The organism is Bacillus sp. VA15 (assembly GCF_055721145.1).
In genome coordinates, this window is sequence record NZ_JBVQPQ010000002.1 from 270,147 (window position 1) to 293,510 (window position 23,364).

Genomic DNA, 23,364 nt, shown 5'->3' on the forward strand with positions numbered 1-23,364 from the left:
AAAAAAATGCCTGCTCCGTTAAGGGGCAGGCTTTTCCTTTTTAAGACGGCATATTGCCGGAAGGGCTGATGAGTGCCAGTGCATAATCATCAGTAAACAATTGTCTGGCAAGGCCGTTGACACGCTCTAAGTTCACGGCGTTTAATTCATTGATGATCTCATCTAATGTTTTATGTCTGCCGAGCAGCAGTTCATTTTTCCCGTTTCGGCTCATTTTACTGTTTGTGCTTTCTAAGCTCAGCATTAAGCTTCCCTTCATTTGCTCCTTGCTATTTTCCAGCTCTTTTGAGGTAATGCCGTCGCGTTTTAATGTAGCAAGGGTTTCTTGAATGGTTTCTGACAGCTGCTGAAGCTGATTTGCACCCGTTCCTCCGTAAATGGTAAGCATTCCGCTGTCCTCATAAGAGCTATGATAGCTGTAAACAGAATAAGCGAGGCCTTTGTCTTCTCGGACATCTTGGAACAGCCGGCTGCTCATGCTGCCTCCGAGCACATTATTCAGGACAATTAAATCATAAATGCGTTCATGGCCAACCTGAAGGCCCTTAAATCCAAGGCACAGATGAGCCTGCTCTGTTTCTTTTTTTCTCGTCAGTTTTTCCGTGTAGAACTCCGGTTTCTCAAGGCCTGTCGCTTTGCCTTTCGCCTCGTATGACCCGAACCATTTTTCTACATCTTTGATAAAACTGTCAGATATATTGCCCGCTACCGAAATGACCACTCGGTCCGGCGTATAATAATCATGCATGTATTGTCTGAGAGAGTCACCATTGAAAGAAGCAAGCGTTTCTTCCGTGCCTAGAATTGGGTAGCCTAAAGAATGATTGCCGTAAGTGGCTTTGCTCAGTAAATCATGCACAATGTCGTCTGGCGCATCTTCGTACATTTTAATTTCTTCATATACTACATTTTTTTCTTTTTTCAGCTCGTTTTCATCAAACGTTGAATGAAAGAACATATCTGCTAATACGTCAAGCGCGTAATTCGCATGCTCGTCAAGCACCTTTGCATAGTAGCAGGTATATTCCTTTGAAGTAAACGCATTGACCTGACCGCCAATACGATCAAAAGATTCTGCTATCTCGCGTGCAGATCTTGTGCTCGTCCCTTTAAAGAACATGTGCTCTAAAAAGTGAGAAATCCCGTTTATCTCCGGCGTTTCGTGCCGCGAACCTGTGCCGATCCATACGCCGATCGCAACAGAACGGACTGTCGGGTTATTTTCCAGCACAACTCTTACACCATTTTGACACGTATATCGTTTAATCAAATTTGTTCCTCCTATTCAAAGACAAGCTGCCTGCATCTGTTACTTCAACAGTCTTGTTTCATCCATTAGTTCAGTGACTGTTCCAAGCGCGTATCCTTTATCTTTTATCTTTGTAATCAGCACTTCAAGACTTTCCGCCGTGGAGTCAGTCGGATGCATTAAAATCATGGCACCATTATGTATCTTGCTTAACACTCTCGTTTGAAGTACAGACGGAGCCGGTTTTTGCCAATCGATCGTATCAACTGTCCACATTATTGTTCCCATCTGTTTCTCAGCTGCAATGTCGACAACCGCTTTTCGTAAACTTCCGCTCGGCGGAGCGAACCACTTCGGCTTAACGCCAATCGTTTGTTCTATTTGCTCATTTGTCTTGTCGAGCTGCTCGGAAATTCTTCCTGTAGTCAGTTTGCTCATATCTGGATGATTGTATGAATGATTTCCGATTTCATGTCCGTCTTCCGCAATCTTCTTAGCGAGCTGTTTATTGTTCCTCACCCAATTGCCTTCTAAAAAGAACGTAGCCTTGACTTGGTGCTTTTGCAGGATAGGGAGCATTTTTTCCAAATACTCATTTCCCCATGCCACATTGATTAAAAAAGCCACCATCGGTTTGTCAGGATTTCCTTTATAAATAGGCTCAGGCTGAAGAGACTCAAGATGAACGTTTGGTTTTACTTGGCTGTACACCAGATCGTTTTCCCGAAACTCGCCGTGCTTTTTCATTTTTTTATATGATTGTTCAATATTGACCTTCAGTCCATTGTAGCCGGGAATGCTTTTCCACACTTTATCGACTCTGGCATCTTGGGGCTTGACTTCGTACTCCGGCGCTTTTTGAAGCAATTCTTCATATAACGGGTCTTTGGACGCCGTGACAGTCACCGTATCTTTTTTCATTGCCCCTATATAATCAAGTGTGTGCGGATTTTTCATCATCTCAAATGAGACAAAAAAAAGAAATAGAAAAACGGCAAACGGCACAAATTTTTTGTACATGTTCTGTCCCCCCTCACCTCACATTATGAAGGAGAAGGACAAGGTAGAACCCGCCTGCTTTTTAAAAGCTTCAAAATAAAGAAGCCGGGTCTCCCAGGCTCCTTTTTATGTTTTCATTTAAGATTGTTGTTCTTCTTTTTCTTTCTCTTCACGGAGCACCGCTTTACGAGACAAATTGACTCGTCCTTGTTTATCAATTTCAGTGACCTTGACAAGAATCTCGTCTCCGATTTTCACAACATCTTCAACTTTTCCTACGCGTTCAAGCGCAAGCTCTGAAATGTGCACCAAACCGTCTTTTCCGCTGAAAATTTCAACGAAAGCCCCGAATTTTTCGATTCGTTTCACTTTACCTAGGTAAAGCTGGCCGACCTCAACCTCTCTGACAAGGTCTTCGATGATTTTTTGCGCTTTTTGGTTGCTGCTTTCATCTGTTGAAGAAATAAAGATTGTGCCGTCCTGCTCAATATCAATTTTAACACCGGTTTCTTCGATGATCTTATTGATTTGTTTTCCGCTTGGCCCAATGACATCGCGGATTTTATCAGGATTAATGGCCATTGTTAAAATCTTAGGCGCATATTGAGAAAGCTCTTTTCTTGATTCGCTTAATGTCGCAAGCATGCTGTTGAGGATTTCCATTCTTCCTTTTTTCGCCTGCTGAAGCGCTTCTTCAAGAATCTCTCTGGAAAGGCCTTCGATTTTAATGTCCATTTGCAGCGCTGTTACGCCTTTTTCCGTTCCTGCTACTTTAAAGTCCATATCTCCAAGCGCGTCTTCCATGCCTTGAATGTCAGTCAGAACGGTGTAATGTTCGCCTGATTTGACAAGACCCATCGCAATACCCGCAACTGGGGCTTTGATTGGTACACCGGCATCCATCATTGCAAGTGTGCTTGCGCAAATACTTGCTTGAGACGTAGAACCGTTTGATTCAAGCACTTCTGATACAAGACGGACAGTGTAAGGGAAGTCTTTTTCAGACGGAATAACTGGCTCAAGCGCACGCTCACCCAGTGCTCCGTGTCCGATTTCACGGCGTCCCGGCCCACGCATTGGTCCTGTTTCCCCAACGCTGAATTGCGGGAAGTTGTAGTGATGCATAAACCGTTTTGACTCTTCAACACCTAAGCCGTCAAGGATTTGCACATCTCCTAGAGCACCTAGCGTACATACGCTGAGGGCTTGTGTTTGTCCCCTTGTAAACAGACCTGATCCGTGCGTTCTTGGCAAGAGGCCGACCTCAGAAGAAAGCGGGCGAATTTGATCGACACCGCGGCCGTCCGGTCTTACTTTCTCTTCAGTAATCAGGCGGCGCACTTCATTTTTCACCAGCTTGGATAAAATCTGCTTCACTTGCTTGATTGTGTCTTCATCATGCTCTTCATCCTCGAATTTTGCCACAACTGTGTTTTTCACTTCATTAATGGCATCTTCGCGGGCATGCTTTTCATGAACTTGAATAGCTTTCAGCAGATCTTTTTCTGCTAAAGCTTTTACTTTTTCACTAAGCTCTTCATCAATTTCATAAAGCGCAATTTCTGATTTCTCTTTGCCAACTGCTGCTACAATTTCTTCTTGGAATGCAATCAGGCGTTTAATCTCTTCATGGCCGAACATAATGGCTTCAAGCATGGTTTCCTCAGGAACCTCGTCCGCTCCCGCTTCTACCATGTTAATGGCATCTTTCGTGCCGGCAACAACAAGATTGATGTCGCTTTTCTCAAGCTGATCGACTGTCGGGTTAATAATAAATTGATCATCAATGCGTCCGACAGTAACCCCTGCAATCGGTCCTTCAAACGGAATATCCGATACAGAAAGAGCAAGAGATGAACCGAACATGGCAGCCATTTCAGAAGAGCAGTCTTGGTCAACACTCATGACAATGCTGATGACTTGTACTTCATTACGGAATCCATCGGCAAACAAAGGACGGATCGGACGGTCGATTAAACGGCTGGCAAGAACCGCTTTTTCACTTGGACGTCCTTCTCTTTTAATAAATCCGCCCGGAATTTTTCCTACCGCATATAATCTTTCCTCATAGTTTACAGTAAGCGGGAAGAAATCAAGCGGTTTTGGTTCTTTTGAAGCGGTTGCTGTACTAAGTACTGCTGTATCACCGTAGCGGATCATCACAGCACCGTTTGCCTGTTTGGCAAGCTGGCCGGTTTCAACGGTAAGCGTTCTTCCGGCCCAATCTATGGTAAAGACATGTTTTTCTTGTCCCATACGATTACGAACTCCTCTCTTCGTTGTGTGAAATAATCAATTACTCCTATTATGAACGAAATGAATTGAACATATCAATGTCAAAGTAGTATGTAAAAGGATTTCAATGATTTGTTATAAGTAATTTCGCTTTAATACGATAAAAAAGCGGGAATCCTCCCGCTTTTTACGATTATCGACGTAAGCCTAGTTTGTTAATTAACTCACGATAACGAGTTACGTCTTTATTACGTAGATACGTAAGAAGATTACGACGCTTACCTACCATTTTAAGAAGACCGCGACGTGAGTGGTGGTCTTTCTTATGAGTACGTAAATGCTCGTTCAAGTTATTAATTGAGTCAGTTAGGATAGCGATCTGAACTTCTGGAGATCCAGTATCAGATTCGTGTGTTTTGAACTCACTGATGAGTTGGTTTTTACGCTCTTGAGTAATTGCCATCCTGTTTCACCTCCAAATCATATTTAGCCCCAGTTACCTAGCAACCGTCGGTGACTTCGGATTGCCAAGCAATGGTTTTAAGACTACGAAAACTATCATACTAAAAATCGTGCCCATATGCAAATATTTTAGAATAAAATTTGTGTACGTTGCATGTTATTTCCGCAAATTGCTGAAATAACGGATGGCTTCCTGCTTATCCTTCTCAATTTGCTCTGTTAATTCTTTGATGCCATTGAATTTCCGCTCGCTCCGAATCCGTTTATACCATTCGATTTTTATAGCGGCTCCGTATACTTCCTGATCGAAATCAAACAGATTGACCTCGATTGAAGGCTGCTCCGGACGTTTTTCATAAAATGTCGGCTTATAGCCGATATTGCAAACGCCATTGTAAACTTCGCCGTTCACTTCCGCTTTCACGGCATATACACCCGTCGGCGGAACGATATAGCTGTTATTTAAACCGACATTTGCTGTCGGAAACCCGATGGTCCGCCCTCTTTTATCACCGTGAATGACAATTCCTTTTATAAAATAAGGCTGTCCGAGCAAGATATTCGCCAATTCAACGTCTCCGTTTTGAAGCGCGGTACGGATATATGAGGAGCTGATTTTTTTATCCTGCTCCGTTAATTTTTCTACCATTGTGCACTCTGCTTTTCCGTCTAAATCGTGCGGCATAGTTTCCATTGTTCCCTTGCCATATTTGCCATACGTAAAGTCAAAGCCCGCCACTGCGTGCTGTACATTAAGGCCGATAATATACTGGTCTGCAAACTGCTTAGGAGAAAGAGAGGCAAATACTTCATTAAATTTAACGACATACAGAATCTCTGTGCCTAATTGTTCAATTTGGTTTATTTTGTCTTCCAGAGGCGTAATCAGATCCTTTGGCTCCTGATCCCTGCCCAATACATGAGAAGGATGAGGATGAAAGGTCATCACAGCTAATGCCAGACCCTTTTCTTCGGCTATTTGCTTCGCTGTGCCGATTACCTTTTGATGCCCAAGATGAACGCCGTCAAAATACCCTAACGCCATCACAGACTTTGCCTGCTCCTCTTGGATTAAATGATGAGGATGTGTAATATGTATCGTCTTCACAGAACGGTCACCTTTTTTCTATTGTTCGCTTTTTTGCATCAATACTTTTGCCGGCTTTAACAGCCCTTTTTTCGCAGGATGGGGGAAATAGATCGCCAAACAGCTTCCGGATTCAGTAAAGACGGCAATACGGTCTTCGCTTGTCATTTCAGAAAACTGCTCGGGCGTCTCAAGCAAAGCCCCATTTTCTACTTTCTTAGCTAATGTATCACTTATGATCCATTTCGGCAAATGATTGAGCGCACGTTCAATAGGAACTGTATGCTCTCCCACGGTTCCGGACTGGACCTGTGCTTCCAGTTCTTCAAAGGTAAAGCATTCGTCGAGAGAAAAATCTCCGGATGCCGTACGAATTAAATGAGACATATGAGCCGGGTATCCGAGTTTTTCGCCGATCATGACCGCCAGCGTCCTTACATAGGTCCCTTTGGAGCATGTCACTGTAAATCGGAAGCTTGCGGTTTCTTCATTATGTGTAATCTCTGTCGTCAGGGCGATGTCTTCAATGGTAATCATGCGTTTCGGACGTTCTACTTCAATCCCTGCTCTTGCGTACTCGTATAATTTTTTGCCGTTTACTTTTACAGCGGAATACATGGGAGGAATTTGTTCTTGTTTACCCTTTAAATTGTTTAACACCTTTTCTACTTCCGCTTTATCAATGTCTTGATTGACAGGCTTTGTTTCAACCGTTTCGCCCGTTTGATCCTCAGTTGTCGTTGAAAAGCCAAGCGTTATTTCCGCATCATACGTTTTAGACTTTTCAGTTAAGTATTCGACAATTTTTGTCGCCCTTCCCACACAAATCGGAAGCACGCCTGATACTTCTGGATCGAGCGTTCCCGTATGTCCTACTTTTTTTGTTTTTAACAGTTTTCGGATTTTCATGACACAGTCATGTGATGTCATGCCAACTGGTTTATGTAAAAGGAGAACTCCGTTAACCATTTGTCTTTCACTCCTTCTTTTGAGTTTTTCTCTTTAAAACATAGAAAAGAGGACAGACGATATACGCCTATCCTCTCCCTTTTTTATTCAGATGGTTTCTCTGAATGTATTTCGTGAATCAGTGTTTCGATACGATTTCCGTAATCGATTGATTCATCGAACTCAAATTCAATTTCAGGCGTTTTTCGAAGTCTGATGCGGCTGCCGATTTCGGATCGGATAAATCCTTTCGCTTTTGCCAGCCCTTTCAGCGCTTCCTCCCGTTTTTTCTCGTCACCGAGAACCGAGATATACACCTTTGCAATTTGCAAATCACCTGATACACGCACATCCGTTACTGTCAGAAAACCAATTCTCGGATCTTTCAGCTTGCGGCTGATAATGTCACCGAGTTCTTTTTTCATTTGCTCGCCAACACGGTTTGCTCTCATACTCAATTCAATCACCTCTAAGTTAAAACCACTCTGTTCTAGTGATCGTCCGTTCAATTTCAGGAAAAGAATCGATAAACGCCAGAACGCGCTGCAGTTCTTTTTCTGTTTGAACGCGAGAGGAAGAAACAGCGGCGATTCCGAAGCTGGTCCTTTGCCATGTGTCCTGATAGCCAATCTCCGAAATCGAAACATTGAACTTGTTTTGAACCCTGGTTAAAATCCGCTTCAGAACGGCACGCTTTTCTTTTAGCGATCCTGCATCATAAATGATGCATTCACACTCCGCAAATCCGATCACGTTCTTTCAATTTCTTGCATGACAAACGCTTCAAGGATGTCACCTTCACGAATGTCATTGTATTTCTTAATTGTAATACCACATTCATAGCCTTGTGAAACTTCTTTCACATCGTCTTTAAAGCGTTTCAGAACGTCTACTTCGCCTTCGAAGATGACGACGCCGTCACGAATTAAACGGAGGCCGCTGTCGCGCGTAATGGTTCCTTCAGTAACATATCCGCCGGCAATTGTACCGATTTTAGATACTTTGAATGTTTGGCGTACCTCTACTTGACCAATTACTTTTTCTTCATATTCAGGATCAAGCATACCTTTCATGGCAGCTTCAATCTCATCGATTACTTTGTAAATGATACGGTGAAGTCGAATATCTACATTTTCAGCTTCAGCCGTACTCTTAGCATTTCCGTCCGGTCTCACATTAAACCCAATAACAATTGCATTGGAAGCAGATGCCAAGATAATGTCAGATTCGGTAATTGCACCAACGCCTGTATGGATGATTTTCACTTTAACGCCTTCTACTTCAATTTTTTGAAGTGCGGCTGTTAAAGCTTCAGCAGATCCTTGAACGTCAGCTTTTACGATGATGTTGATGTCTTTTACATCACCTTGTTTAATTTGCTCGAATAAGTCATCAAGACTAAGCTTCGCTTTATCGCTGCGCTGCTCTTCAAGCTGTTTCGAAGCACGGGCTTCCCCGACAGAACGAGCTGTTTTTTCATCTTTAAAGACAAGGAATTGGTCTCCCGCTTGAGGGACATCATTCAAACCGGTAATTTCAACCGGAGTTGACGGGCCGGCAGTTTTCACACGGCGTCCAATGTCGTTAACCATTGCACGGACACGGCCAAATGTGTTACCGACTACGATCGGATCACCGACATGCAGTGTTCCAGTCTGTACGAGCAATGTCGCAACTGACCCTCTGCCTTTATCGAGTTCTGCTTCAATAACCGTTCCTTTTGCCTGGCGGTTCGGATTCGCTTTCAGTTCTTCTACTTCACTGACAAGCAAAATCATTTCAACGAGTTCATCAATGCCTTTTCCAGTTAAAGCGGAAAGCGGAACAAAAATGGTTTCTCCACCCCAAGCTTCAGGGACAAGACCGTATTCCGTCAGTTCTTGCATCACACGGTCAGGATTTGCGGATTCTTTATCAATTTTATTCACAGCAACGATAATAGGAACCTCAGCTGCTTTTGCATGGTTGATCGCTTCTACTGTTTGCGGCATTACACCGTCATCGGCAGCAACAACGAGAATTGTAATATCAGTTACTTCTGCACCGCGTGCACGCATCGTTGTAAATGCGGCGTGGCCCGGAGTATCCAAGAACGTAATTTTCTTGCCGTTCTCTTCAATTTGGTAAGCACCAATATGCTGAGTGATTCCGCCTGCTTCTCCTTCAACAACCTTCGTTTTACGGATGCTGTCAAGAAGCGTCGTTTTCCCGTGGTCAACGTGACCCATGATCGTAACGACAGGAGGACGAATTTCAAGATCCTCTTCATTATCAGGCTCTTCGTATTTTTCCAGCTCTGTTTCTTCAAGCACAATAACTTCTTCTGTTTCAACACCATATTCTGATGCAATGAGTTCAATTGTGTCTTTATCAAGCTCTTGGTTAATGGTTGCCATTACGCCAAGAAGCATCAGCTTTTTAATGAGTTCTGAAGGCTCTTTGCCAAGCTCTTCAGCCAGTGCGCCGACTGTTAATGTTCCAGAGAATGTAATTTTCTCAGGAAGCTCTTTTTTCGGCTTTACAGGCTTTTGCTGATGTTGGTTTTTATTGTTGTGGTTGCGTTTATTTTTTTTGTTGTTGTTATTCTTCTTGTTTTTGTTAAATTGATTATTCTGCACGTCATTCTTCTTTCCGTCTCGAATTTTATTTGGTTGATTTCCAGCTGATTGCTGATTGATCCCTTGCGGCTGTTTGTTTTTGTTCGTTTCTGCTGGCTTTTGAGATTTAGCGGCTGCGCCGCCTTTTTTATATTTGGCATCAAGCTGTTTAATGGCCTTTTCCTCAAGCATGGCCATGTGATTATTCACTTCTAAATCCATGTTTTTCAGTGCGGTCAAAATTTCCTTACTTGAAACATTTAACGCTTTTGCATATTCGTATACTCTCATTTTAGCCATTCGTTCACCCCCAAAAATATTAATCGAGCAAGCTGATCAGCTTATTCGCAAAACCTTGGTCAGTGACGGCGACAACGACACGGGCTTCTTTACCGATAGAGCGTCCAAGAACCGCGCGACTCTCGACTTTTTTATAAGGGACTTTATAATAATTGCACTTGTCGGTTACTTTTTTCGCTGTGTTAGATGATGCATCCTCTGTAAGCAGGACAAGCTTTGCACGCGCATTCCTGATTTCTTTTATTACCAAGTCTTCGCCTGACACGACCTTACGAGCTCGATTGGCCAGACCCAGCAAGGGAAACCATTCCATTCCAGACATTTTATTTTTTCACCTTTTCCGCCAGTTCCAGCAATTCTTCGAAAATCTGGTCATCGATTTGTGATTGAAATTGATTTTGCAAAGTGTTTTTCTTTTTTGCTGTTAAGATGCACTCTTTATCCAGCGTTAAATAAGCACCCCGCCCGTTCTTTTTTCCGGTCGGGTCTACTGAGACTTCGCCTTCTTTTGAACGTACAACTCGGATCAGTTCCTTTTTAGGCTTCATTTCACCAGTCACTACACATTTGCGTAACGGGATCTTTTTGTGTTTATTCACCTAAGGTCACCTCTTATTCATCCGATTCAGCAGTTTCAGGCTCCGTAAAGAGCGGCTCATCGTCTTCTTCTTCAAGTTCTCTCGGATAGATTCCAAGTTCTCTTGCGTCCGTTTCGCTCTTAATATCAATCTTCCAGCCTGTCAGTTTAGCAGCTAAGCGTGCGTTTTGTCCTCTTTTGCCAATCGCCAGAGACAGCTGGTAATCAGGAACAATAACAGTTGTCGCTTTTTCTTCTTCATTAACGATGACATCCAGCACTTTCGAAGGGCTGAGCGCATTCGCGACAAATTCTACAGGATCACTGGACCAGTTGACAATGTCAATTTTTTCACCTTTTAATTCATTGACGATCGCCTGAACACGCTGGCCTTTAGGACCTACGCATGAGCCAACAGGATCCACGTCAGGATCGTCTGTGCGAACAGAAATTTTTGAACGGTCGCCAGCTTCTCTGGCAACAGATTTCAGCTCGACAGTTCCATCATAAATCTCAGGCACTTCGATTTCAAACAAACGCTTTAACAGGCCTGGATGTGTTCTTGACACATAAATCTGCGGGCCCTTCGTCGTTTTTTCTACTTTTGTGATATATACCTTAATGCGATCATGAGGCTTGTAGCTTTCATTCGGCATTTGCTCATTAACCGGCAGCAAGGCTTCAATTTTGCCTAAAGACACGTAGATAAACTTATTGTCTAGGCGCTGAACGATACCTGTCATGATGTCTTCTTCACGGTCGATAAATTCAGAATATATCACACCGCGCTCAGCTTCGCGCACACGCTGTGTGACGACCTGCTTCGCTGTTTGAGCAGCTATGCGCCCGAAATCCTTAGGCGTTACTTCGATTTCAACGACATCGCCGACCATATATTCCGGATGGATGCCCTGCGCCTCTTCAATAGAGATCTCCAGCCTTTGGTCGTAAACTTCGTCAACGACATCTTTTCTTGCAAATACACGGATGGAGCCTGTTTCACGGTTTAAATCCACCCGTACATTTTGCGCTTGATTAAAATTCCGCTTATAAGCAGAAATTAACGCAGCTTCGATTGCTTCAATGATAATTTCTTTGCTGATGCCTTTTTCTTTTTCAAGAATCGTGAGAGCATCTAATAATTCACTGCTCATTTAACGGTCTCCCCCCTTAAAACATTTGTATTCATTAGAATGTAACAGCTAATCTTGCATTAGCTATCTTTTCATACGGAATATTGATCCGTTTCTTTCTTGTTTTGATCGTGATCTCAACTGTCACTGTTTGTCCATCAAATTCAGCCAGCTCACCTTCAAACACTTTTACGCCCTCAATAGGCTCATAAGTTTTAATATACACATTTTTTCCAAGTGATTTTTCGAAATCGGCTTTTTTCTTTAGCGGACGCTCAGCTCCCGGAGATGAGACTTCAAGAAAGTAATTTTGGCTGATTGGATCTGCCTCATCAAGCTTTTCGCTTAAAGCTTCGCTTACTTTGGCACATTCCTCAATATCCACACCGTCATCGGAATCAATAAACACGCGAAGGAACCAGCTTTGACCCTCTTTGACAAATTCAATGTCAACGAGTTCCAGCTGAAGGCTGTCTACGATTGGCTGAGCCATTTCTTGAACGGTGTCAGTCACTTTTTTGCTCATGTTCTTCCTCCTTGTGCTGTCGATATCATATTCGTCTCGTCACTCTGCATAAAAACCCTGCTTCAAGAGAGCAGGGGCTAAAAAGTAAACGATGAACATGTCGAGACAAAATTCTCTTGTTCAATACAAAAGAGCGGGTTTCCCCACTCTTTGCCTCGGTAATCGTTAGCATTTCCAATAAAACTATACCATAACCATATTTTTATTGCAAATGGATATACGCTTACCTTCATACCTAAGCAAATGACAGAAACTCTAATGTTACGATGGCACTTTTTGCGGTTATATATGCATAGAAGCAGAATTTCGAGAGAAATTCTGCTTCTATGTTAGAACAATGATAATTGGTTTTGATCAGGCAGTGATTCGAGACAGCCATGACGATCTAAATACTCTAGAATCGTTTTTGACACTTTCCCTCTCTTTTGCAAATCTTCTTTTGAGAGGAATTCGCCTTCTTCACGAGCCTTTACAATGTTCAGAGCGGCGTTCGTCCCTAATCCAGGAATGGAGTTAAACGGCGGGATAAGACTGTTGCCGTCAATAATAAACTCTGTAGCGCTGGAGCGATATAAATCGACTTTTTGGAATGAATAGCCTCTCTCACACATTTCAAGCGCTAATTCTAAAACAGTCAGAAGGTTTTTTTCCTTCGGTGAAGCATCAAGTCCTTTAGAGTTAATATCCTCCATTACCGCCTTGATTGCTGTAGAGCCCTTGATCATTGTATCGATATCAAAGTCGTCTGCACGAACGGTAAAATAAGCCGCATAATACAGAAGCGCATGATGTACTTTAAAGTAAGCAATGCGGACTGCCATTAATACATAAGCTGCGGCGTGGGCTTTCGGGAACATGTATTTAATCTTTTTACAAGAATCAATATACCAGTCTGGGACATTGTTATTTTTCATTTCTTCTTCCCATTCAGGCGTTAATCCTTTTCCTTTACGCACAAATTCCATGATTTTAAAGGCAAGGGACGGCTCAAGGCCTTGATAGATTAAATAAACCATAATGTCGTCACGGCAGCCGATAACCTCACTCAGCTCACAAATATTATTGTGGATGAGCTCTTGCGCATTGCCGAGCCATACATCAGTTCCGTGAGACAAGCCTGAAATCTGAACGAGCTCGGAAAAAGTTGTCGGCTTTGTATCTTCAAGCATCTGACGGACAAATCGTGTTCCGAATTCAGGGATTCCAAGAGTTCCTGTTTTACAGCCGATCTGTTCTTCTGTAACACCGAGTGATTCGGTTCCCTGGAAAATCTTCATCACTTCTGGATCATCGGTTGGAATTGTTTTCGGATCAATGCCGCTTAAGTCTTGAAGCATCCGAATGACGGTCGGGTCATCGTGTCCGAGAATATCCAGTTTTAACAGGTTGTCATGGATGGAGTGGAAATCAAAATGAGTCGTTTTCCACTCTGAACCTGTGGCATCTGCCGGGAACTGAATCGGTGAAAAATCATAGATATCCATATAATCCGGAACTACGATAATACCCCCAGGGTGCTGTCCAGTTGTACGTTTTACACCTGTACATCCCTGTACGAGCCGATCTACTTCGGCCCCGCGCATGTGGAGGTTATTGTCTCCGGCATAGCCTTTTACATAACCGTAGGCTGTTTTTTCTGCAACTGTGCCTATTGTTCCTGCTCGATATACATTGTCTTCTCCGAACAATACTTTTGTGTAATTGTGTGCGTGCGGTTGATATTCCCCTGAGAAGTTCAAATCGATATCAGGTACTTTGTCCCCTTTAAATCCTAAGAACGTTTCAAACGGAATATCATGGCCATCTTTTTTCAAAGGTGTTCCGCAATGAGGACACATCTTGTCGGGCAAGTCAAAACCGGAACCGACAGAACCGTCATTAAAGAACTCAGAATGCTGGCACTCAGAGCAGACATAGTGTGGCGGCAGCGGGTTGACCTCAGTAATCTCAGTAAGCGTCGCAACTAATGAAGATCCTACGGAACCACGGGAACCTACGAGATACCCGTCATCTAGTGAACGTTTTACAAGTTTGTGAGAGATCAAGTAAATAACAGCGAAGCCGTGGCCAATGATACTCTTTAATTCTTTTTCAATCCGCGCTTCGACAATTTCAGGCAGCTGTTCGCCGTAAATGCTTCTTGCACGCTGATAGCTCATTTCTCTGATTTCTTCATCGGCGCCTTCGATTTTCGGTGTATACAAATCATCTTTAATCGGCTTGATGTCATCGATTAAAGAAGCAACCTTTTGGGTATTGGTAACAACAATTTCCTTCGCTTTTTCTTCGCCTAAAAAAGAAAATGCTTCAAGCATTTCGTCTGTCGTTCTGAAATGCACTTTCGGCAGTTCATGTCTGTTCAGCGGATTGGCCCCGCCTTGAGAGGATATTAAAATCTTTCTGTAAATTTTATCCTCGTCATTCAAGTAATGAACATTTCCCGTAGCAACAACAGGTTTATTAAGCTTTTCACCCAATTTCGTGATATTCGCAATAATTTCTTTCAGCGATTTTTCATCGCGGACCAGTTCAAGCTCTAGCAAGTGACGATACACTTCAGGCGGCTGAACCTCAAGATAATCATAGAATGATGCGACATCTTCAACCTCTTCAGGCGATTTTTGCATCATCCCTTCAAAAACCTCTCCCCTGTCACAGGCTGAACCGATCAGAAGCCCTTCCCTGTATTTCTCAAGCTGAGATCTCGGGATACGAGGCACTCTGTAAAAATAATGAATATGAGAAAGTGACACAAGCTTAAATAAATTTTTAAGCCCCGTGCTGTTCACAGCGAGTAATGTTGCATGATACGGTCTAGATCTTTGATAAGCGTTGGACTGACCCATATTTTCATTCAGCTCATCATGGTACTGAATGCCTTTTTCAGCTGCGTCCTTCAGCATTTTCAGAAGCAAATAAGCAGTCGCCTCAGTATCATAGATCGCACGGTGATGCTGTGTGAGTTCGATATCAAACTTTTTACAAAGTGTGTTCAAACGGTGGTTCTTAAATTCCGGATAGAGAAAACGGCCAAGCTCAAGTGTATCAATGACTGGGTTTTTAGCTTTTTCGACTTCAAGAAGCTTTTTATAAGCTACGTTTAAGAATCCCATATCAAAGCTCGCATTATGAGCGACAAGGATATCATCGCCAATCCATTCTCTAAAATCTCTTATCACATCTACGACATCCGGAGCGTCGCGAAGCATATCATCGGTGATGCCAGTCAGCTCTATGATTGTGGCTGAAAGCGGACGATGCGGGTTCGCAAACGCCTCAAATTTATCAATAATTTCTCCGCCTTTTACTTTTACTGCAGCCAGCTCAATAATGGTATCGTATACAGCAGACAGTCCCGTCGTCTCGACGTCAAAAACAACATATGTTTCTTCCTCAAGCAGACGGTGTGCAGCGTTATAAGCAATTGGCACGCCATCATCAACGAGATTCGCTTCCATCCCATAAATCATTTTAATTCCATGCTTTTTGGCGGCAGAATAAGCATCAGGGAAAGATTGAACAACAGCATGGTCCGTCAAAGCGATGGCCTCATGCCCCCATTTTTTCGCCTGTTCGACAAGCTTTCCAATACCCGTAACAGCATCCATTTGGCTCATTGGGGAATGCAAATGCAATTCCACTCTTTTTTCTCCTTCAGGAGCCGAATCTTCCCGGGTTTTTGCTTTTATTTCGTTTACGTCATTTGCGATCATGACGAGATCTCTGACGAAAGTGTCATTTTGAATGCTTCCGCGTGCTTTTACCCACATTCCTTTTTTCAGAGACTTCATTAGTGCCGCATCTTCTTTTTCACGTGCAAACATTTTGATTAAAATACTATTTGTGTAGTCTGTAATTTTGAAGATACACAGCGTACGCCCGCTTTTCAGCTCGCGGGTCTCCACATCAAACACGTAACCTTGGACTGTAATTCTCCGTTCTTCGTCCATGATGCTGTCAAGCGTCCGGATTTCTTCGTTATCTTTAATTTGATAACCGATGACAAGAGGCCCAGATGGCACTTGATCTTCATCACTTTCTTTATCTTTCTTCTCCATTTCAATCAGCGCTTGCATGGCCCGCTCTTGGTCTTCTGCAAGCTTTTGCTCCCGAAACTTTTGAACTTCTTGCTCGGATACAAATATTTCGGCATCAAGCTGAAGGTCTGGGAAACCAAATTGACGGTAGCCAGCTTGAATCATGGAACTGTATTTGTTCTTAAGAGCAGCCGCTTCTGTGTCTGTTTTTGTTTTGACAATCAGTTTATTGCCCTTCAGTTTCGGTTTTTGCTGGTTTAAGAGACTGATAATCGGCGGCGAAATGCCTTGCAATTCTTCAATGCATCGTGACCAGTAGTCTTGAACGATACTTTCACTGACCTCGGCATCCTGCACTTCAATTGAAGATGTCACTTTTGCTATGTGGGCAAACGATTGCGTCAGCCTCGTTGTTAATGTGTCATATATTTGAAAAGGCAGCAAAGATTTTAATTGAAAATGAAAATGCCAAGACTTAGAAGCTTTGTGTATTGTCAGCTTTTTAATCTCGCCATCTTCAAAATATGTCATGAAGGTATCATCTGTCATATTAATCTGCTGCAGAAGAATTTGAAACTGCCTTCTGTTTACTGATAACTGTTCCATTAAGACAGTATCCCTCCCTAAAAACATCATAAGTGAAGGTACCTCAGGCAATGAGGTACCTTCTATTATTTCTATTTTAACATGTTTTTTGCTAAATCGTTATGGTGATTACTGCTTGCTGATAAAAGCAGATAATTCATCTACTGAAACCTCAGTTGACTCACCCGTTTGACGGATTTTCACTTCGACAATTCCTTCGTCTGCACGTTTTCCGACAGTGATGCGGATTGGAAGGCCGATTAGATCTGAATCAGCGAATTTTACGCCTGCGCGTTCAGCACGATCGTCATAGAGCACTTCATAGCCCTCTGCTTTTAAATTGGCATACAGCTTTTCAGCAAGCTCTCTTTGCGAATCGTTTTTCATGTTCAAAGCAAGAATATGAAGATCGTACGGTGCAACACTTTTTGGCCATATTAATCCTTTTTCGTCGTGATGCTGTTCAGCAATAGCAGAAAGCGTTCTTGACACACCTACTCCGTAACAGCCCATCAGCATTGGCTGCGCGCGTCCGTTTTCGTCTAAGTATGTCGCATTCATCGCTTCTGAATAGCGTGTTCCGAGCTTAAAGACTTGTCCGACCTCGATTCCTTCCGCGAAACGGATCGTGCCTTTACCGTCTGGTGAAGGGTCGCCTTCTTTAATAAAACGAAGATCGGCAAATTCTTTAATTTGCGCGTCACGGTTCACGTTGACATTTTTATAATGATGATCTTCTTCATTCGCACCGGCAACAGCATTGACCATTGCTTTCACAGCATGATCGGCATATACTTCAACATCTTGATTGACACCGACAGGGCCGACAAAGCCTGGCTCTGTTCCGAGCTGCTGAATGACCTCTTCATGTGTGGCAAGCTCCACAACTTCTGCATGAAGCAAGTTTTTCACTTTAATATCGTTGACTTCATGGTCGCCTCTTACAAGCACTAAGACAAAACGGTCATCTGCTTTAAACAAAACCGATTTAATGCAGGTTTCAGCGGAAACCTGTAAAAACGCAGTCAGTTCTTCAATTGTTTTCACGTTAGGCGTGTGGACTTTCTCTAAAGCTTTAGGCTCTTCATCAGAAGGGACTTCTTGATAAAGAACTTCAGCCATTTCGATATTAGCCGCATATTGTGATTCATCAGAATACGCAATTGTATCCTCACCGATTGCAGAAAGTGCCATAAACTCGTGCGTATCCTTTCCTCCCATTGCGCCTGAATCGGCGATGACAGGTCTTACATTAATGCCGCAGCGGGCAAAAATATTAGAATAGGCCTCGTACATTTTTTGATACGTTTCATTGAGGCTCTCTTCAGATGCATGGAAAGAATACGCATCCTTCATAATAAATTCGCGCCCTCTTAACAAACCAAAGCGAGGACGTTTTTCATCTCTGAACTTAGACTGGATTTGATACAGAGTCAGAGGGAGACGCTTATAAGATTTAACCTCATCGCGAACAAGTGAAGTGATGACTTCTTCATGCGTTGCCCCTAAAGCAAATTCACGGCCATGACGGTCTTTTAGTCTCATCAGTTCAGGACCATACGTATACCATCTGCCTGATTCCTGCCATGTCTCAGCCTGCTGCAATGCGGGCATAAGCATTTCTACGGCATCTATTTTCTCCATTTCTTCCCGAACAATCTGCTGAATGTTTTGAATCACCTTATACGCAAGAGGCATATAGCTGTATACCCCGCTCGTATTCTGTCTGATAAATCCTGCTCTCAGAAGAAGCTGATGACTTTTTGCTTCGGCATCAGCTGGAACTTCACGGAGCGTAGGAATAAGCGTCAAGCTTTGTCTCATTTCTTCGCACCTCTGATTGATTTACTTTTCGTTTACAAGAACAGCCGCTGGATATCGTTCCATGTGACGACCAGCATAAGAAGCATTAAGAAAGCTACCCCGATAAACACAACAAATGCTTCTTTTTCCCTGTTAATCGGTTTGCCCCGAATCGCTTCAATAAATAGAAATAACAGTCTTCCTCCGTCAAGTGCCGGAATTGGAAGCAGGTTGACAATCCCAAGGTTAATGCTTAGAAACGCAGCAAACTGGAATAAGTTCACTAACCCTGTTTTCGCCACTTGGTCTGTCATGTCATATATGCCGACAGGACCTGAAAGCATATCAAGTTTAAATTGGCCAGTTACTAATTTGCTTAAGTTGGTTAAAATGGCTTTGGTGACATCAACTGTTGATGTCGCGCCGTAAGCAACTGCTGAGAGAACACCTTTTTCAGTCGGCGCATAGGAACCGAAACGTCCGATTGTTTTTTTGTTCTCATCTTTCACAGCTTCCGGAGTCACTGCAATATGAAGCGTTTTGTTATCTCTTTTTACCGCAACATCCATTTCTTTTTCCGGATTTTCTTTTACAGCGGAGACAATGTCAGTCCAAGACCTCATTTTCTCTCCGTTAATGCTTTGGATATAATCCCCTTCTTTTAGCCCTGCTTCGGCCGCCCGTCCATTGTCTGTCAGCTGCCCGAGCATAGGCTCATTAGACGGTACACCTTGAATCAGCCCAAGCATCACTAAAATGACGTAAGCTAAAATAAAGTTCATAATCGGCCCTGCAGCAATCGCTTTAATCCGCTGCCACACTGGTTTGGAACCAAATTGGCGATTATACGGCGCAATCTGCACTTCTTCTCCGTCTACAATGAAAAAGGATGTTTCGCTGACAGTAAAGCTGGAAAGCTCATCCTCTTTCCCCTGTTCATAGCCGGTGATCTTCATGTCATGCTCTAAATCCGCTGTTTCCACTTCGATGACTAAAGCATCCGGGTATTTTTCCTTTTGATTGATGATGACTTTCTCAACTTGATCTTCTTTATTAAACAGAAGCCCGACCGTGTAACCAGGTTTCACCTCAATCATTTCCGGATCTTCGCCGGCCATACGGACAAATCCGCCGACTGGAAGGAGCCTGATCGTATAAACTGTTTCATTTTTTTTGAAAGAAAAAATCTTTGGACCGAATCCGATCGCAAATTCACGGCAGAGAATTCCCGCTCTTTGGGCTAGCAATAAATGGCCCAGTTCATGGAAGAAAACGAGCGTTCCAAAAATAATGATAAACGCTATAACTGTATTCACGAACATACCACCTTATGTGAGTATTGAATTGACGTATCCCCGGGTATCTTTGTCCACTTCTTGAATGTCCGCCAGGCTCGGTTTTTTCATTAACTGATGGCGAGATAATGCCTTTTCGATACAGTCTTCAATAGCCAAAAACGGTATCTTGCCGGCTAAAAAGGCAGCGACAGCTACTTCATTTGCCGCATTTAGCACTGTCGGCATTGTTCCTCCTATTTTACCTGATTCAAAAGCAAATTGTAAGCATCGGAACCTGTCAAAATCAGCTTTCTCAAAATGGAGGCTGCCGATTTCCCATAATTCAAGCCTTTTCGCATCAGGTAATGGCAACCGGTCAGGGTAAGTGAGCGCATATTGAATTGGAACCCTCATATCCGGAGTTCCGAGCTGTGCGATCACACTTTTGTCATGAAACTCAACCATTGAATGGATGATGCTCTCCTTATGTAAAACCACATCAATTTGTTCATATGGTATATCGAAAAGCCAATGCGCCTCGATCACCTCTAACCCCTTATTCATCATTGTAGCCGAATCAATCGTAATTTTTGCACCCATTGACCAATTTGGATGTTTTAATGCGTCCTCAACCGTTACTGATTCGAGCTCCTCCCGCGTCTTGTCTCGAAAACTTCCGCCGGATGCCGTAATGATGAGGCGTTCAATGTTTTTAGCCTGTTCGCCTTGTAGCGCTTGAAAAATGGCCGAATGCTCACTGTCAACAGGCAGCAGCGGAACATCGTATTTCTTAGCGTGTTCTTTTACTATATGCCCTGCAGTGACAAGAGTTTCCTTATTTGCAAGCGCGATTGTTTTTTTCTGTTCAATTGCCTTTAACGTCGGGATGAGACCGACACTTCCAAGCAAGGCGTTGACAACGATGTCAACCTCCTCCATCACTGCTGCTTCTATCAGTCCCTCTTCTCCCAGCCCAATTTGGCATTCAAAAGAAAAAGACATTTGTTTTAATTTATGATATGTATCCAGATCACCGACAGAGACAAACCTCGGCTGAAAGGCCTCTATCATTGGAACGGCCTTATCAATATTTCTGCCAAACGACATAGATACCAGCTGAAATTGATCTTGATGTGTACGAAGTACGTCAAGTGTCTGTTCGCCGATTGATCCTGTTGCTCCTAAAAGACAAATATTTTTCAAAGTTGCCACTACTCCTATTCTTTTTGCTGCATGATCAGTCTTATATTCATATTAGACTTTTTTATGAAAAAAGGGCAAGCAGAAAGTACAAGAAAGGCATGACAAACAAGAAACTGTCAAAACGGTCTAAGATACCGCCATGCCCGGGAAGAATCTTCCCAGAATCCTTTACATCGTAATGTCTTTTTAAGGCGGATTCCACTAAATCTCCAAGTTGTCCGAAAACAGACAAAAACAGCGTGATCAACAGCAGATAGATATACGGGACCGGAAGATGTGCAACAAGCTGAAAAATCGTCGCCAATACAAGCGCGATAACAATTCCACCTACAAATCCTTCCACTGTTTTATTCGGACTGATTTCAGGCCACAGTTTTCGCTTACCAAGCGCTTTCCCGACAAAATATGCACCGGAATCAGTGGACCAAATCACAACACACGCGTAAAAAATGTATGTTAATCCGTATTGGTCAATATTTCTGATTTCTATAAAATAATGAAAACACATTCCGATGTAAATTGCTGCCAGCGTAATAAAACCGACTTCATCAAAAGTAAAGGTGTTTTTCACCAACACTGTGTAAGTCAGCAAAAGCAGTACCGCAAACAAAGCGATTTCCATTTTTGAAATACCGTTCGCTTCAAAAAACGAATACTGGCTTGGCAATAAGAACATCCACAATAATAAAAGACCGATCAAACCCGGCAGTGAAACCAGCTTCAGCTTTTTCATCCGTAAAAGTTCAAAAAGCGCCACACTGCCCATAGCATAAATTAATATGGTGAACGGCAATTTCCCGACAATAACCAAAAATAAAAATACAATTGCTGCCAGAACACCTGTCAAAATTCTTTGTTTCATGTCCACCATCCTCTAAATTCCGCCAAACCTCCGGCCTCTCTGCTGATATTCTCCTAAAGCCTGTAAGAAGTGATCTTCTTTAAAGTCAGGCCACAAGACGTCAGTAAAGACAAATTCACTGTAGGCAACCTGCCATAGCATAAAATTGCTCAGTCTAATCTCGCCGCTCGTTCGAATTAAAAGTTCAGGATCCTGCAAAGATTCAGTCATTAAATAATTAGAAAAAAGCGATTCATCAATGTCTTCAATATTCAAAGAGCCATCCTTCACTTTTTCCGCGAGTGTTTTTGCAGCAGCAACAATTTCAGTACGGCCTCCATAATTGAGAGCGAAATTAAGAATCATTCCGTCGTTTTGTGCCGTATCCTGTACTGCCTTTTCAATCGCACGTAATGTGTGTGCCGGCAAAGCCGTTTCATCTCCAATGATCCGAACCTGTACATTTTCCTCAACAAGCTCTGGAAGATACGTATTCAAAAATTCTTCCGGAAGCTTCATTAAAAAATCGACTTCCATTTTCGGCCTCTTCCAGTTTTCTGTTGAAAATGCATACAATGTCAGTACTTTTACACCTAATTCATTTGCAAGCTTCGTTGTCCTTTTTACCACCTTCATCCCTTCATGGTGGCCTGCAATTCGGGGAAGAGAGCGTTTTTTAGCCCAACGGCCATTTCCATCCATGATAATGGCGATGTGTTCGGGAATTTCTCCCTTAAGTATGTCTTCTTTTGTATAACGTTCTAAGTTGGAAGCCGCAGTTTGCTGATTCTTCCAATTTTTGAGTATGTTGAGCATGAGATTCCTCCGTCACCCAAAAAGGTTGCATTCCCTGCTGATAATCAATGTAATCAACAGTATTAACAAAAAAACCCCCTGTAAACATGAGAGGGTCTTTTCACTATTATCTATTGTACATAGTTTTTCATTAAACTTCCATGATTTCTTTTTCTTTGTCTTTTGTGACACTGTCAATTTTTGACACATATTCATCTGTCAGTTTTTGAACGTCTTCAGTTGAAGCACGCAGTTCATCCTCAGTAATGTCTCCGTTTTTCTCAAGTTTTTTGAGATCATCGTTAGCATCACGGCGAACGTTACGGACAGCTACTTTCGCGTCTTCAGCATATTTTTTTACAACTTTCACTAATTCTTTCCGTCTTTCTTCCGTTAACGCCGGAATCGCAATTCGAATCATATTGCCGTCACTTGTTGGCGTAATACCTAAATCAGCTTTTAAAATCGCTTTTTCGATATCGCCGATTGCTGATTTGTCGTATGGCGTTACAACGAGCATACGAGCTTCAGGCACGTTAATAGAAGACAGCTGATTTAAAGGTGTCTGTGCTCCGTAATATTCAACCGTTACTTTATCTAATAGAGATGGATTTGCACGCCCTGCGCGTACAGTAGCCAATTCACGTTGATAAGCAGTAATTGCTTTTTCCATTTTTTCTTTTGTTTGAGTTAATACTTCTTTTGACACG

General features: G+C 42.7%; 20 protein-coding genes. All 20 read right to left on the reverse strand.

All coding sequences use genetic code 11. The features are described 5' to 3' along the window. Positions 1 to 40: 40 nt before the first annotated feature. Positions 41 to 1,270 carry a M16 family metallopeptidase gene (locus AC0DBE_RS06270; RefSeq protein WP_061187480.1) on the reverse strand — a complete coding sequence of 410 codons (1,230 nt, stop codon included), beginning with the start codon at positions 1,268 to 1,270 and terminating at the stop codon, positions 41 to 43. 39 nt (positions 1,271 to 1,309) lie between these two features. Then, the gene (locus tag AC0DBE_RS06275) at positions 1,310 to 2,269 is read right to left on the reverse strand and encodes a polysaccharide deacetylase family protein (RefSeq protein WP_014113821.1); all 960 of its coding nucleotides are present in this window, start codon (positions 2,267 to 2,269) and stop codon (positions 1,310 to 1,312) included. A gap of 117 nt (positions 2,270 to 2,386) precedes the next feature. Further along, on the reverse strand, positions 2,387 to 4,504 hold the full coding sequence (gene pnp, locus AC0DBE_RS06280; RefSeq protein ID WP_014113820.1) for a polyribonucleotide nucleotidyltransferase: 2,118 nt from the start codon (positions 4,502 to 4,504) through the stop codon (positions 2,387 to 2,389). A 172-nt stretch (positions 4,505 to 4,676) separates the two neighbouring features. Next, positions 4,677 to 4,946 carry a 30S ribosomal protein S15 gene (gene rpsO, locus AC0DBE_RS06285; RefSeq protein WP_003154182.1) on the reverse strand — a complete coding sequence of 90 codons (270 nt, stop codon included), beginning with the start codon at positions 4,944 to 4,946 and terminating at the stop codon, positions 4,677 to 4,679. 156 nt (positions 4,947 to 5,102) lie between these two features. Then, entirely contained in the window at positions 5,103 to 6,053 is a 951-nt protein-coding gene (gene ribF / locus AC0DBE_RS06290) for a bifunctional riboflavin kinase/FAD synthetase (RefSeq protein ID WP_072182683.1), read from the reverse strand. An 18-nt stretch (positions 6,054 to 6,071) separates the two neighbouring features. Further along, positions 6,072 to 7,001, reverse strand: a complete 930-nt coding sequence (truB, locus tag AC0DBE_RS06295) for a tRNA pseudouridine(55) synthase TruB (protein ID WP_014113818.1) — start codon at positions 6,999 to 7,001, stop codon at positions 6,072 to 6,074. An 83-nt stretch (positions 7,002 to 7,084) separates the two neighbouring features. After that, a complete protein-coding gene (rbfA, locus tag AC0DBE_RS06300; RefSeq protein ID WP_019258420.1) occupies positions 7,085 to 7,438 on the reverse strand; it encodes a 30S ribosome-binding factor RbfA in 354 nt (117 codons plus the stop codon). Positions 7,439 to 7,454: 16 nt separating this feature from the next. Beyond that, complete coding sequence (locus AC0DBE_RS06305; protein ID WP_003220950.1) at positions 7,455 to 7,733, reverse strand: DUF503 domain-containing protein; 279 nt, start codon at positions 7,731 to 7,733, stop codon at positions 7,455 to 7,457. Then, positions 7,730 to 9,877 (reverse strand): translation initiation factor IF-2, encoded by a 2,148-nt coding sequence (gene infB, locus AC0DBE_RS06310; protein WP_041520956.1) that lies wholly within the window; start codon positions 9,875 to 9,877, stop codon positions 7,730 to 7,732. The genes AC0DBE_RS06305 and infB overlap by 4 nt, the downstream gene beginning before the upstream one ends. 19 nt (positions 9,878 to 9,896) lie before the next feature. Next, positions 9,897 to 10,199, reverse strand: coding sequence for a YlxQ family RNA-binding protein (locus AC0DBE_RS06315; RefSeq protein WP_003220946.1), 303 nt, complete (start codon positions 10,197 to 10,199; stop codon positions 9,897 to 9,899). Position 10,200: 1 nt separating this feature from the next. Then, positions 10,201 to 10,476, reverse strand: coding sequence for a glucose-induced regulator RulR (rulR, locus tag AC0DBE_RS06320; RefSeq protein WP_003220944.1), 276 nt, complete (start codon positions 10,474 to 10,476; stop codon positions 10,201 to 10,203). A gap of 13 nt (positions 10,477 to 10,489) precedes the next feature. Next, the gene (gene nusA, locus AC0DBE_RS06325; RefSeq protein ID WP_003220941.1) at positions 10,490 to 11,608 is read right to left on the reverse strand and encodes a transcription termination factor NusA; all 1,119 of its coding nucleotides are present in this window, start codon (positions 11,606 to 11,608) and stop codon (positions 10,490 to 10,492) included. A gap of 34 nt (positions 11,609 to 11,642) precedes the next feature. Next, on the reverse strand, positions 11,643 to 12,113 hold the full coding sequence (gene rimP / locus AC0DBE_RS06330) for a ribosome maturation factor RimP (protein WP_003220940.1): 471 nt from the start codon (positions 12,111 to 12,113) through the stop codon (positions 11,643 to 11,645). Between the two features lie 329 nt (positions 12,114 to 12,442). After that, positions 12,443 to 16,756 carry a PolC-type DNA polymerase III gene (locus AC0DBE_RS06335; protein WP_472961492.1) on the reverse strand — a complete coding sequence of 1,438 codons (4,314 nt, stop codon included), beginning with the start codon at positions 16,754 to 16,756 and terminating at the stop codon, positions 12,443 to 12,445. 108 nt (positions 16,757 to 16,864) lie between these two features. Continuing rightward, positions 16,865 to 18,559, reverse strand: a complete 1,695-nt coding sequence (gene proS, locus AC0DBE_RS06340; RefSeq protein ID WP_472961494.1) for a proline--tRNA ligase — start codon at positions 18,557 to 18,559, stop codon at positions 16,865 to 16,867. Between the two features lie 32 nt (positions 18,560 to 18,591). Next, positions 18,592 to 19,860, reverse strand: a complete 1,269-nt coding sequence (gene rseP / locus AC0DBE_RS06345; protein ID WP_072182690.1) for an RIP metalloprotease RseP — start codon at positions 19,858 to 19,860, stop codon at positions 18,592 to 18,594. A gap of 6 nt (positions 19,861 to 19,866) precedes the next feature. After that, positions 19,867 to 21,018, reverse strand: a complete 1,152-nt coding sequence (gene dxr, locus AC0DBE_RS06350) for a 1-deoxy-D-xylulose-5-phosphate reductoisomerase (RefSeq protein ID WP_014113811.1) — start codon at positions 21,016 to 21,018, stop codon at positions 19,867 to 19,869. Between the two features lie 61 nt (positions 21,019 to 21,079). Next, positions 21,080 to 21,889, reverse strand: coding sequence for a phosphatidate cytidylyltransferase (gene cdsA, locus AC0DBE_RS06355; RefSeq protein ID WP_079287750.1), 810 nt, complete (start codon positions 21,887 to 21,889; stop codon positions 21,080 to 21,082). Between the two features lie 3 nt (positions 21,890 to 21,892). Beyond that, the gene (locus AC0DBE_RS06360; RefSeq protein ID WP_014113809.1) at positions 21,893 to 22,675 is read right to left on the reverse strand and encodes an isoprenyl transferase; all 783 of its coding nucleotides are present in this window, start codon (positions 22,673 to 22,675) and stop codon (positions 21,893 to 21,895) included. Positions 22,676 to 22,805: 130 nt separating this feature from the next. Next, complete coding sequence (frr, locus tag AC0DBE_RS06365; protein WP_061187472.1) at positions 22,806 to 23,363, reverse strand: ribosome recycling factor; 558 nt, start codon at positions 23,361 to 23,363, stop codon at positions 22,806 to 22,808. Position 23,364: the final 1 nt, after the last annotated feature.

Bases quoted from the DNA above. Each gene is read 5' to 3' on its own strand.
- AC0DBE_RS06275 (WP_014113821.1), bottom strand. From the start codon at position 2,269: ATGTACAAAAAATTTGTGCCGTTTGCCGTTTTTCTATTTCTTTTTTTT.
- pnp (WP_014113820.1), bottom strand. From the start codon at position 4,504: ATGGGACAAGAAAAACATGTCTTTACCATAGATTGGGCCGGAAGAACG.
- rpsO (WP_003154182.1), bottom strand. From the start codon at position 4,946: ATGGCAATTACTCAAGAGCGTAAAAACCAACTCATCAGTGAGTTCAAA.
- truB (WP_014113818.1), bottom strand. From the start codon at position 7,001: ATGGTTAACGGAGTTCTCCTTTTACATAAACCAGTTGGCATGACATCA.
- infB (WP_041520956.1), bottom strand. From the start codon at position 9,877: ATGGCTAAAATGAGAGTATACGAATATGCAAAAGCGTTAAATGTTTCA.
- AC0DBE_RS06315 (WP_003220946.1), bottom strand. From the start codon at position 10,199: ATGTCTGGAATGGAATGGTTTCCCTTGCTGGGTCTGGCCAATCGAGCT.
- nusA (WP_003220941.1), bottom strand. From the start codon at position 11,608: ATGAGCAGTGAATTATTAGATGCTCTCACGATTCTTGAAAAAGAAAAA.
- rimP (WP_003220940.1), bottom strand. From the start codon at position 12,113: ATGAGCAAAAAAGTGACTGACACCGTTCAAGAAATGGCTCAGCCAATC.
- AC0DBE_RS06335 (WP_472961492.1), bottom strand. From the start codon at position 16,756: ATGGAACAGTTATCAGTAAACAGAAGGCAGTTTCAAATTCTTCTGCAG.
- proS (WP_472961494.1), bottom strand. From the start codon at position 18,559: ATGAGACAAAGCTTGACGCTTATTCCTACGCTCCGTGAAGTTCCAGCT.
- rseP (WP_072182690.1), bottom strand. From the start codon at position 19,860: ATGTTCGTGAATACAGTTATAGCGTTTATCATTATTTTTGGAACGCTC.
- cdsA (WP_079287750.1), bottom strand. From the start codon at position 21,889: ATGGTGGACATGAAACAAAGAATTTTGACAGGTGTTCTGGCAGCAATT.
- AC0DBE_RS06360 (WP_014113809.1), bottom strand. From the start codon at position 22,675: ATGCTCAACATACTCAAAAATTGGAAGAATCAGCAAACTGCGGCTTCC.